The 12,185-nt window shown below is 57.9% G+C and carries 9 protein-coding genes; 7 read left to right on the top strand and 2 right to left on the bottom strand.

The window, feature by feature from the left end; genetic code table 11:
* The first annotated feature begins 281 nt into the window (after positions 1-281).
* The 6 genes from SE91_RS36570 (at position 282) to SE91_RS26585 (ending at position 8,225) form a co-directional block, all read left to right on the top strand.
* Positions 282-602: a hypothetical protein gene (locus SE91_RS36570; RefSeq protein WP_156489802.1), complete on the top strand. Its 321-nt coding sequence runs from the start codon at positions 282-284 to the stop codon at positions 600-602.
* 346 nt (positions 603-948) lie between these two features.
* The gene (locus SE91_RS36565; protein WP_156489801.1) at positions 949-1,110 is read left to right on the top strand and encodes a hypothetical protein; all 162 of its coding nucleotides are present in this window, start codon (positions 949-951) and stop codon (positions 1,108-1,110) included.
* A 919-nt stretch (positions 1,111-2,029) separates the two neighbouring features.
* Positions 2,030-2,869 (top strand): strawberry notch-like NTP hydrolase domain-containing protein, encoded by an 840-nt coding sequence (locus SE91_RS26610; RefSeq protein WP_082813830.1) that lies wholly within the window; start codon positions 2,030-2,032, stop codon positions 2,867-2,869.
* Positions 2,869-3,933, top strand: coding sequence for a DUF7146 domain-containing protein (locus SE91_RS26605; protein WP_061849744.1), 1,065 nt, complete (start codon positions 2,869-2,871; stop codon positions 3,931-3,933). The genes SE91_RS26610 and SE91_RS26605 overlap by 1 nt, the downstream gene beginning before the upstream one ends.
* A 2,017-nt stretch (positions 3,934-5,950) precedes the next feature.
* Positions 5,951-6,889, top strand: a complete 939-nt coding sequence (locus SE91_RS26595) for a DUF2493 domain-containing protein (RefSeq protein WP_061849742.1) — start codon at positions 5,951-5,953, stop codon at positions 6,887-6,889.
* 559 nt (positions 6,890-7,448) lie between these two features.
* Complete coding sequence (locus SE91_RS26585; RefSeq protein ID WP_061849740.1) at positions 7,449-8,225, top strand: bestrophin-like domain; 777 nt, start codon at positions 7,449-7,451, stop codon at positions 8,223-8,225.
* A 120-nt stretch (positions 8,226-8,345) separates the two neighbouring features.
* Here the strand turns inward: SE91_RS26585 and SE91_RS36560 are convergent, their stop codons facing one another.
* Both SE91_RS36560 and SE91_RS26580 read right to left on the bottom strand, forming a co-directional pair.
* A complete protein-coding gene (locus SE91_RS36560) occupies positions 8,346-8,657 on the bottom strand; it encodes a hypothetical protein (RefSeq protein ID WP_156489800.1) in 312 nt (103 codons plus the stop codon).
* 649 nt (positions 8,658-9,306) lie between these two features.
* A complete protein-coding gene (locus tag SE91_RS26580; protein ID WP_061849739.1) occupies positions 9,307-9,744 on the bottom strand; it encodes a VirK family protein in 438 nt (145 codons plus the stop codon).
* A 1,840-nt stretch (positions 9,745-11,584) separates the two neighbouring features.
* Between SE91_RS26580 and SE91_RS26565 the strand changes: the two genes are divergently transcribed.
* Positions 11,585-12,058, top strand: coding sequence for a hypothetical protein (locus SE91_RS26565; RefSeq protein ID WP_061849737.1), 474 nt, complete (start codon positions 11,585-11,587; stop codon positions 12,056-12,058).
* Positions 12,059-12,185: the final 127 nt, after the last annotated feature.

Genomic DNA, 12,185 nt, shown 5'->3' with positions numbered 1-12,185 from the left:
TAAACGATGGCTACAGGTTCGTGTCGATCGTTATCTTGCGGTCACCAGCATTCCATGCTCGATCTTGCCGCGTCGGCTTTTCTCACTGTCATCGATGTCGATACATCCCGCGCCGCTTCTGTTTCCATGCGGTCTCTGGAGCAGCGGAAATGCTTCCTTTACTTTCGAATTATCGCATTGGTCGCGATGCCAGTAGGATTTCGATTTTCCTCACCCTAACAGTAGTGCGCTTGGCAGCGCCGTTGAGGGGATTTTCGCCGTAGTCAGCAGGAACTATTCGAATGTTCCTTCGGCAGACGGGCGACGCAATCATCTCGAGCGTGCCGCAGTCGTCTTCCAGTGCCCTTCCGTTCAGCCGCTGGGGCAATGGACTTGGCGAACACAGCGGCGATCGTCCCGTGCCGATCTGCAATGCAGCGGTAGCCAATCGCGGCAGAAAGGCATCTCTCGTTCCGAATCTCGATAGGCTTACCGATGAACTTTCGCGGGGTGGCATGAAGGTCATCCGCATCAATCATCTTGGAATTGATCGGGCTGAAGTTCTTAGCGATTTCCTTGGTGCTCGGCGTCTCCGGCTCTCTGGAAACGCCCGCCGGTTTTAGCGTTGCAGCGGCTTTGTCGAAGTAAGATAAAGTGTTTCTTATCGTCTTTCACAGTCGCGCAGCCTACTACTTGCATGACAGGTTCCACTCCATCAGCCGCGAGCGCCGGCGGTGGCGATAATAGTATGATTGCGGGCGCCACAAAGGTACCAAAGGTACTGGCTTCAAAAATGCTTGCTGGTACTTCATCGGACTTAGTTACGCGTCGAACAGAGCCTTCGGTCACGCCGCGAGTGTTTCTGGGTTACACGTCCGAGGATGCGCGATTGGCAAAGCGAATTGCGGAGCCCTAGAGGCCGTTGGCATCGTGGTGTCGTGGGACAAGTGGTTGCATGCCGGAAGGGGGATGCAGATCTCGAAGAGCCCGCTGAAGCCCTTCAGGGGCTTCGCATTGCGCGTTTCGCAAGCCTCGCTCGGATTTTCGATGATCTCCATGCACACGATTGTCCAGAACAGCCTGAAGGTGGGATTGGACGCGGACGAATTTGCTTTGGCCATCGCCCATTAGAAAGCGCCGGGCGCAGGTTGCGGAGATCAATCAGCAACTCATCGGTGTAATCGACCACCACATTGATCGCGCACCCATCCTGAGCCGAAAGCAACATCCGAAACTTATGTTGCCTTCAGATTGCTGAATCCGAAGTCTGCTTCTGAAGAGCGCAAACCACCATAATGCCGAGCGACGGAGTCGTCAGTACGATCTGCCGCAGACCGTTAGCAGGGCGCGCTGCCGAACATTCTGCCCGGTGGCATTTGGCCTCGCGATGTGGGCTTGATCAGCGGTCCCTAAGGAGGGAGCTAATGGACATGACAACGCAGAGATTGCTACGTCACCGGCGCCACATCGCAGACAACACCAGGGGACGGATAACCTCGAAGTTGCTCATTGAAGATCTCGAGAAAAGATAGATAGCCGAGCGTCTTCTGGATGATAGTGGCAGCCTATCTGGGCCGCTCCGATAGTCGACACGCAATCCGGAATCGGAGCACGGCTAGAAGCCGGCCTTCAGGGCGAATTTCGCATTAATGACAAAAAAGTTAGGGGCGGCAGCGAAGACGACTTGCCGGTCGTTGTTCATCGAATGATCGCAGCAAGGGACGGGTTCTTCCGCCCCTCTGATTTCTTCCGAGGCTCTTGCCCATTCGGCAGTGCGCACCTGGTCCGGCGCGGGCGTTTGCACGGCTCCCTGTGATGGAGAGGAAGAGGGACGACGGGCTGTTTGAGCCCGTCGGATTACGAGAGAGCACCGGCGGATCCATCTGCAACCGCTCTCCTGAGGTTTTCCATATGTTCAAGCCATCAGAGTCGACGGCCGCAGCGTCCGCAGCGTTTTCGCGCGCGGCAGCTTCTTCTGTTCTTCGCGCGGCCCGCGTTCTACTTCCAAGCCCTCACGGTTTCTGCTTCGAGCTGGTCTTGGGGGGGCGCCATGGGGCTCGGATTCGGTCTCATTGTCGCGACCGGATCTCGGGTTTGGAAAGCGGCCAAGGAAGCCTGCGAGGCGCAAGCCGTCCCGTCCCTTCGCAAATATGGATCGGTTAACCCTGGCAACTCAGGATCGCCGATTTCCATGTTGCCGATGCTTTGGAAAAACTGGGGGCGTATCAAGGTCCATACGCACCGCTGCGAAGATAGGCAGGCCCTGGAGCAGTTATCGACGCAGCGCCGCGTCGGCCGCATATTGATCGACAACTGGGTGTTCGGATACCGAGGAGGTGTTTGGACTACCAAGCGGGGCAAATCAATAGAAGGTGCGCAGCCTGTCTGGTCCGCGCCTAGGATGGAGCGGCTGTTCATCGCGCATGTCCCACGGTTCCGCCGGATCCTGATCAGGCTCACTGAAGGCGTCCTTCTTGCAGCCTACGCCACGCTGCGGGCCTATCGACGACGAAAGAGAGTTTCGGGCCTCACGCGCATTGTGGAATCGTTGGGCTCTGATTTCGACGGAGTGACTGCTTTCGACGAATCCGATGTATCGGCAATGAGGGCGGACGCAGCGTTTGCGGCGCTCGCGGACCGGCGGCCCGCTTTCAAACTCGCAGAACGCCTCGGGTGCCGTTGCGTACAAGCGATGGATGTCCACCGAATTGAACTCTCAGGGTTCAGCGACACGATGCCGGATCGTCTCAAGGCTTACAGCCTCTTTTACGAGATCACCTCTTGGAAGCTGCATGTGTTCATCCCCGCAGATAGAATCGGAGCTGAGATCATCACTAAGGTGCTCGAGCACGATCCGTTCGAGTGGGGCACCGAACGGGAGGCCGAATGATGGGACGCCACCCGCACGATCTGGCACACCATCTCTCGCGCGAAGCCGAGGCGGTGTGCCGCTACTATCTCTCCAACGGCCGGCGCCAAGGCAGCTACTGGATGGTCGGTGACGCCCGCAACACACCAGGCCGCTCGATGTTCGTGCGCCTGATAGCCTCGCGCAAGGGGTCGGCCGGCAAGTGGACGGACGCCGCAACGGGCCAACATGGCGACCTCCTCGACATCATCCGCGAAAGTTGCGGGCTTCTCGATTTCCGCGACGTCGCGGACGAGGCACGACGATTTCTCAACTTGCCTCGTTCGGATCCTGCCCCATCGCTCAAGGTTACGCACAACAAGCCGCTGGCTGGCTCGCCCTGGGCGGCCGCGCGCCTCTTCGCGATGGCGCAGCCGGTCGCCGGAACCCTCGCCGAATCTTATTTGCGCAAGCGGGGCATTGCAGCTTTGGTCGAGGATGGCGAGCTGCGCTTCCACCCGCGCTGCTATTACCGTTCCGATGATGATTCGGGGACGGAGATCTGGCCGGCATTGATCGCCCGTGTCACGGATCTCAAGGGGCGCACCACTGGCGTGCATCGCACGTGGCTCGACCCTGACGGCTTCGATCGCGTGCGTCTTGGAAAGGCGCCGATTGACACGCCGCGGCGTGCCATGGGCGACCTTCTCGGCAATGCGGTCCGATTCGGTGTGGTCGATGATGTGCTTACGGCAGGAGAGGGTATCGAAACGATCCTCTCGCTTCGTTGCGCAGCTCCGGCGATGCCGATGGCTGCGGCGCTTTCGGCAAACCATCTTGCCGCCTTGCTCCTTCCGCTGACGCTACGCCGCATCTACATCGCACGTGATGCCGATGCGGCCGGCGATCTTGCCGTCGCGGCCCTGACCGAGCGCGCCATGCAGGCCGGCATCGAGACGATTGCGTTATCACCTAGGCTTTCAGACTTTAACGAAGACCTGCAAACCTTCGGCCTCAGTGAACTACGATCAGCCTTGCAGCTCCAATTTACTCCGCAGGATGCCATCCGCTTCATTGGCCCGGTTGTAACGAAGTGGTCGCGCTGACGCCTGTCAGCTCTTCCAACGGTTGACGCGGTGCCAATACATCCTGAAGAAAGATGCAGGATCACCGAGGGCCAAAGGTTTGCTCCGGAAGAGTTCTGCTGCCCGTTCCCGGGGGGCTTTGCCATGCCAGCTCCCCATCAATGCGCTCCGCTCCCGCCAATATATATTTCTAAGAGGCGCTGCTCTTGGGCGAAGTCAACATCCATCGGCGTTCAGACGGTCGAGGAAACTTCTCGTGCTATGGAGCGTCGCTTCTTTAGAACGTGCGCACTGCACAGAAGTCCGCAGCCTGCTGTTTCTTGCCGACAAAATATCCGTGCCGACGACCGAAGGCCATTGTCCCCGTTGGCAAATCAGGATGCTGCCCAAGGAAGGCTAACATCGGGCTGTGAGATGTCATTCCGTCAGACGAGTACAGGTCACAAGGGTGAGGCCATCTTGAACCAAGGGCTAGGAAGACCCAATGCGGCGAGACCTGCAAAGCAAACTGGGCGATGTGATTGTCTGGTTGATGCCGGCACAGCCTCAAGCCGAATGCGATAGAGCCAGACGTGAAACCGCGCATCAACGACTTCATTCGCAGACCTGAGAGAGGCTTGCAAGGTGCATTGATGCGATCTGGGCCAACGTCTAAAGTAGTCGCCTCAACAATGCGGATTACATATCCCTGCCTAGTAATGAACGCACCGCCAAAGCGCTGAAACAACTTGTATCTGCCGCTGCGGCAGGTTGTAGGCTCGAAAAGCCCACGACCAAAGCTACGCCACTTTGAGATCGGTGCATCAGCGGATCGGCCATCGCGCCAGCTTAACATGCGCGCTCTGCATCACGATGAGCACAATAGCTTGCTTGCCACGCCCAGCGCTTCTGAGCTTGAAGAACCGAGCAAAGGCTTAGACGTAGCTGGTTTTCGTTCAGGAGCTCGGAGCACCGTCGAGGTTACCCATCAGCTCAAGCCATGCGTTTCGTACGGGACATCAAGGCATTTCGTGCCAAGTGTCATCACCAGCGCATGATGCGATGCTCTAGCCACCCGAGGGCTCTCTCGACGAGGTGCCGCAACTTCGCCGACAATCCGACGGCGCAGCTCTTACAGGCGAACGCGATCATATGAGGGGCACAAAGCTTGATTGAGGCGGAAAAGAGATGGCCGAGCACATGCTGGCCTCGTTGTCGACCAGCTCGCTGCAGAATCCGACAACCCCACCCGCCAGCAGGTCGCGCATCATTTTCGGCTGGCGTGCAAAAAGGCGGGATTCGCTGGGACGGAAAAATCGACGATGCGAATATTGAAACGTGTCTTACACGAAATTCGGAAGGCGCAGTCGGTGCTCGAACTTGTCAACCGCCGCGAGGGGCACCCACAATAGTCCAACTACCGTTCAAACATTGCTACTCGATCGTCACCCGAGGCGCCGTCGCTCGAATGTGTGATCGAAGGAAACGTCAGCCAAAAGGGGCACCGCATTTGTCGCGTACTCGATCGTCAGATTAACGCGTCGAACTTGGCCGGCGCTGGTTTTGCACTGATGAGGAAACGGATGCAGCAGCAGCAGGATGGCGACACGCTGACGGACGCTGGCGTTTGTCGTCACTTCGTTAGCTGGCAGGCCCAAAACTATAGCGAAAGTCTGCATGCGTCGACCTGGATGAATTCGCCTTATCTTCGCGTCCAAAGCGGCATATGCATGTCCGCGCTCGATACGTCCCGGTCGCGCTCCATCAGCCGGCCGGTCATGAAGGGTCCTGTTGGGGCTTGCGGCTAGAGCCGCTCCCTGGCCTTCTAGAGGCGATCGGACGGCAAGCGGCACGGCCCTGCAATGGCAGAGATCGCGGCTATTTTCCGCAGGCGCGTTCCGCGCCTTTGCATCGCGAACCAAAATAGCCGCGCCTCTGCCATCCTCCGCTTCGCTTCGGCCCAGCGCCTCGCTTTGGGTTCTGGTCCGCGCCGCCCGCCGTCAGATGATCGCCACGAAGGCCGCGATGGGCGCGGCCGACCCGGCGAAGGACCTCAACCATGACGACCGACAGCGACGATCCGCAATTCGAGCCAACCCACGCTTCATCCCCGACCGATCACGCTCTTGCCGAACTTCAGCTCTTTGGCTTTCGTCCTTTGCAGGACGAACCCGATCCGCGGCGGCTGCCAGACAGCAATTCGATCACCGGCGCCATAGCCGACATCTTCGATGCGCTTGTCTCGACCTTGAATGACACGCGCCTGGAGCCCGACCTTGAGGATTTGCTCTGGTCGACCGTCAATCTTTTCCATCGCGCCGCGAACCACATCGAACGCGAACTCGACGCTAATGAGCAAGCGCAGCAGAGGAGCCAGCGCGACCAGAACGGCTCGGAAGTACGATCCGTGGAGCTCGAACGACTCACCGCCGAAGGCATCACGCTCATCGAGCGCCGCAACGCCATGGAGCTCTTTCGCGACCAGGCTGCCGAGAATTTCGAAGTTCACACCGGCTCGCCCTGGCGATCGCGCTCTGGCTCAGTCGTCAACCATCGTACCCTTACCGCCGCGATGATCGACAGCCGCGACTTTCTTGCTGCCAGACGCAGGGCCGAAACCGAGGTGATGCTCCCTCCTGGACCCAAGATTGCGCTCACCGGTGGGCTCGATTTCAACGACGTCAAGCTCGTCTGGGATCGGCTCGACAAGGTTCGCGCAAAGCATCCTGATATGGTTCTGCTGCACGGCGGCTCGCCGAAAGGCGCCGAATTGATCGCGGCAAAATGGGCCAGCAATCGCAAGGTTCCGCAAATCGCTTTCAGGCCGGACTGGACGAAACATGCGAAGGCTGCACCGTTCAAGCGCAACGACACGATGCTGGAGGCCATGCCAATCGGTATCATGCTCTTCCCGGGCACAGGCATCCAGGATAACCTCGTCGATAAGGCCAAGAAGTTCGGCATCCCGGTCTGGAAGTTTAGCAGCGACGGCGCGTGAGCGCCGTCTTCATTGACGCTGAAGCGGGGCAACCCGGTAAAAAGGCCAATGTCGCAGAATGTTCCTGGCGCGTTGGGACAGCGATTCGTTATGGAGCATTGTATCCCGCATCTAGCGATCCGCTTCCGTCAAATTTGCAGGCGCAAGCTATCGAGCGACTTCGACCAATGGAGTTCCGGAACTCAGGCGACCGTCGCCTGCTTCGGTGGGCCGGACGTGGACTGTTGGCTTCGCCAGGACTTGTTCGTCCAGGCAGGGACTTCGGGCTGGGCCATGCCCGTTTGAAAACACCTTGGCAATGGCGACGCCGTGTGCGCTTCACCTAATCTCGTGCAGTAGTGGCGAGCCTATGACTTCTTCTTGCCGTGACGATGAGCCCATTGTTTGATTTCCGCATAGCGGCTGATGGCTGAGATCCTTGAGTGAACGGGCCCGCCCCCTGGTCATTCTGTCGCGGCGGAAGCGTTGTGCTTTCACTACCAATACATTATTGGCCGACCCGAATGCTCATACGCTCCAATCGGATTCGCCGTCTTGCAATAGAGGATCGGCTAACTCAATGATCAAAGCTTGGCTGGACTTTCCAACATTTGAGCTGTTCGCGGTCCTCATCGCTCTTTACGCAACGACTGGTACTGGCATTGTAATCGCGAGTTTCAGCCCTGCAACGGTTGTGTCGGTGCGCCGCGTAGAAGGCGTGGTCGCTCCGTTTTTCGGCACGGTTGGAGTGTTGTTTGCGTTCCTGACCGGATTCCTGGCCAATGATATAACCGATCGCAACCGTCAGGCGGCCCGCGCGGTGCAGTCAGAGGCGGCGGAACTGCGCAACATCTATGCTGTTAGTATTGCCTCCGTTTCGGACATGGGCAGCCTCCGCTCAGTGCTTGTGAAATACGTTGCCGCCCTCGTGGACGACGAGTGGCCTGCGATGGCGCGCGACCAGGAGGCCCAATCGGTTGAGTCGGCCTATGCCGCTTTAATGCGAGAAGTGAGCGATCCGCAGATCGCCCAAGCGGCGGGCGGGGCGGTGCAGACGACCTTGCTAAATGCCGCAGTCGGAGCGGGCATCGCACGCTCCGAACGGCTCGCGTTAGCCTCCGACCGGACGATCGATGCCAAATGGATTCTCGTCCTGATCCTTGGCGTGGTGACACAGATATCAATCGGGTTGGTGCACCTGAAGAAGGCCGGTGCGCAAATTACTGCGCTAAGCGTGTTCTCAATTGCCGTCGTGATGGCGCTGGGACTCATTGGTCTGCAAGAGCGTCCATTTTCGGGCGATTTCCGAGTAGAACCGCGACCTCTGGCAGAGGTCGTCAAAATCGTGGCGGAATAAGGGTGCATCGGCTTGTTGCGTCTAATGCAAGTCATTCTTGCGTTGACGCAGCTGGAAGGTTGGTAGCAGCCGCTCGCAGCCACTGCTCTTGAGCAGAGACGAGATCAAATACGTATTATATCAGCGGCCGCGGCCACTGAACTGTGCGTAAATCTGGATGCGGCTGATCATGAGGTGCGGCTTTGTTGGACCGGAATGACCCGAGGCCGTCACCGAATCTGACACCTCCATCGATTTACGGCGACCGATTTGTGCCCTGAATCCTGCGCTTTTGACGCTGCGTCGATGAGCCCGAACACCACCAGTTTGGCGGTCTGCGGTGAGGGCGATTTCTTTTGTCCCAACCGTCCGCCACACGGTGGCGAACACGCTCTCGATTACTGAGTTGAGGCGGGTGAGGGTGGCTTTCGCATGAGAGAGTACCTCACCCATGTAGTAAGCCGCTATAGCTCCGTCGTCCAGGAGCACACTCTGAGACAGCGGCGTTCTCGTTGCTACTAACGGACGCACTCGCAAAGGAGCGCGCGCCGCTCTGGCGGCATCAATTTGTATACTGGGGTCCCTAGTGTCGGCACGCCTCTGGGTAACGGGTGCAGATATACTGACCATAAGGATCCGGCGAAGGATTTAAACATCCATCGGGGCCACCGATGCAAGGACTTGTTGGTTCGGCTGCGAGCGTATCGGTGTCGAGATCTTGCACAGCCTGCTTTGCGACTTGGATCAAAGAGGGCACCACCGCCGCGAGCACGAGAGCGATCGCAGATATAAGCAATAATTTTTTCATTCCGAACGTCACTTCCTCTTTAGTGCCAACGCGAAGCGCCAATTGAACAGAGCGGGAGCTTTAGTTACTAGCCAAAGCACGCGTCCGATGACGGCGCTGGTCGCCTCTCGATCTCGACAACTAGCGGTAGATGATGCTGATCCGGCAAGCTGATCCGCACAGAGTCTCATCTGCTGTCGTCAGCTGTTCTCTCTGACATCGTGCCGATCGCGATTGTTCCATTGCGCTCACTTGCCCACTTAATCTTGCGCCGATACCTAAGCGCAGCCGGGCCGCTCGCAATGCTTCTTCCGATTACCAGACAAACTTTGCGCCATCTGGCACCTCGCAAACGAATTCACCTTGATTCACCGCTTCGGCCGCGCCGGCGGCCAGCTTGGAGGCCCTCACCTTGAGCCTGCCTTCGCGGCTGAGGCTATGGCGGATGTATTCGGTGATAGGGTGTCCCGAGCTGTCCAAGGTTTGATGCGCATTGGCGAAGCTGATGCCGTTCTGCGCGCTCACCCTGAAGGCGCTGATAATCAGCCCGCCCTGCACAGCCGGCCCGAGCTGGCCATCAACGGTGGTACAGCGACTGAGGTCTAGTATGACCCTCACTTCCCTGCCGGCCTGCAGTGCACTTAGCACCTCCACGTATTTCGGCGAGGGCTCGTCAGCCTTCGCTATCGTGCTTACGCTCGCAGCCAAGAGCAAGGACAACAAGATCGACAGACGTTCGCCACTGAACTGCATATGCCCTTCTCCAACACAAGACCCGCAGACGTAAGTCGCAACCGGCCGGATGTCGTGTTCGGAAACGCTTTGGCGGATTCCAGACGTCAGGCGAGGTCGCGTTCGCGACAAACAACATGTGTTGCAATCGCACGCAAGCGATTGCGAGCGTAAACCTAACGTCACAAACTCGTATGTAAGCTTTGCGAAGTGGCATCACCATTGCGGTATCGTCCTATCTGCTCCGGCTGCAGCCAAAGGATGAGCGACACTAAAACCGATGAAATCCGGACTCTCGGATGTTTGCAGGGCGTTCAGAAGAAATCTGCTTCGCCTTGCATTGTGAAGTGGCCGCTGCAACGGCGCGGTATTCGCCGCGGGAGGCTTGCTGATGCGTCGCCTACGTAACGATACGGAGGTCGATCGTCGTATTATCTTGATCTACGAATTGCATCATCGCCACATGAAGACATACAGACCAATCTACGATCCAAAGCTGTGGCGAGGTCGCGCGCACGCAACGCGGACCAAAGCCGATGCGCTCCCGCCCGGCAGACCCAGAGATAGGCTCCTGAAGGTAGCCGAAGAATACGACAAGTTGGCCCGACACGCACAAGAGTGTGGCGCGTTCAGAAATGGTGAAGGCTTATGTTCGTGTGACGATTTCTGATCGTGCTCGGCACTCTAACCAATTTGATCTGCCCTCATCAAGGGCCAGCAGATGATTGTACGATCGCCGGTTGAGTCGCTCTGGTGCCAGCGCCTCTGCGGCTCGCGAACGCCGGGACGCTGTTGATTCGCCGCCTCATGCGCACTAGTGATCACGCAACGTGAGCGTCCGGTTGAGCAAATTGCTCGGGTGCACACACTTTCGTCGATAACCCATGTCAGAGTCGGCCCAGCGATCAGGAGAGACAATCAGAATTGATTCAGATCGAAGACGGTATCGTTGAGCACACGCTCGCATCATTGACAATCAGCGCGCTCCTGAATCGAGTCGCTCCCACCCACGAACAGGTCATGCATCACTTGGATATCGCGTGCGAGAGAGCGGGTCTCATTCGGACGCACGCATCTACGATACGGATGTTGGAGCGTATCTCACGTGAAATCGCTCAGGCTCGGTCGGTGCTGGATTTCATCGGCCGAGGTGAGGTGCAACCACACTGAGTTGGCGAATGAAGCTCCTCATCCTTGTGGTTGTCAGACTTTAGTGAGGGAAGTAATCAGGGAGCCAAGCTTAGTTCATTGACACGCCAAGCCCGTATCCGATCTCTACTTTTATGCCAATTCATATGGCTTGAGGCCGGCATTTCAGGTGGCAACGGTGCACTTGGGGCGGTTGGAATCCCCCTGCTGGAGCGCCACACATTGCAAATGCGCGTCCGACCAGATCAAAGCGGAGTAGGCTCGATCCCTAGCCGGCGGGCAGGGTGTTGCTATCCGTGTCGGCATTCAGCCACTTGTCATTTTTGAGCTCACCAAATGATTGCTGCGGGTGCCTACAGACGTGATGTCCAAGCACATTTCCAGGATGCTCGGACATCTATTCGGACGTGATTCCGCGCTCTGCCGCGTTCCAGTCGGCGGGTAGCAGAGGATGCGAAGCTGAAAACGAGCTTTCACAACAGCAAACCCGGCTGGGAAGCTATGCCGGCCTGGGTTTGGCCTCGGCCGTCTTGGTCGAATTCAAATCAAAATAGCAAGCTGCGGCCGGGCGCCTCAATCGCCCCAGGAAATCGCATTTTCCGTACAAGACGGATTTGCGTCTCGATTTCATCATTTTTTGGATCTATCCCATAAAGTGCGCCGTGGTGGTGGTGGAGGCGCAGTCGCTACTCTTTCAAACGGGACCACCACCGTGATCGCTCTTGGACTTGCCCTCAATCTCGCGGGGCTCGGTCTGCTGTTCTGGCTGACTGTTGCTCTCGCAATATACGCCCTCCCATTGTTTGTTGCCGTCAAGGCCGCTGTGATGGCCTTGGATCGAGGCAGTGCGATTACTAGTGCACTGACTATCGCGATCGTCAGTGCCGCCTTGACGCTTGCTATTATTCAATTTGCCCATTCTGTGACACGGCTGGTCATCGTGCGCGGCGCGATCGGCGCGGTTTTTGCGATTCCGGCTGGAATCGCTGGTTACCATGTGACGCTCGCGTTATCGCAGATGAGCGTCACGTCGCCGTTCTGGTGTGAGGCCTTCGCCTGCGTCGGCGCAACCTTCATCGCCGGGAAGGCTTGGATGCAGATCGCTGCCCCTAACGGGCCAAGTGGGAGCCAGCAAGGACCAGTTTTGCCTCAAGCAGGGCTGGCGGACGAAAGACGTGAGGAATAGCCCTTGCCCCGCTGCATCTGGGCTTGCTTCCCATTCTAAGGATGTGCCCAGTTTGTCATTGGTAAAGCTCCAGAAAAGACGGCGGTCTTCGTTGCGGTAGATCACGCTATGCCGATTTCATTCGGCG

The sequence above is a fragment of the Bradyrhizobium sp. DOA1 genome (assembly GCF_001593325.1).
In the GTDB taxonomy this organism is placed as follows: domain Bacteria; phylum Pseudomonadota; class Alphaproteobacteria; order Rhizobiales; family Xanthobacteraceae; genus Bradyrhizobium.
Note: the sequence above shows the minus strand (reverse complement) of the source record. Positions and strands in the feature narration are given on the sequence as shown.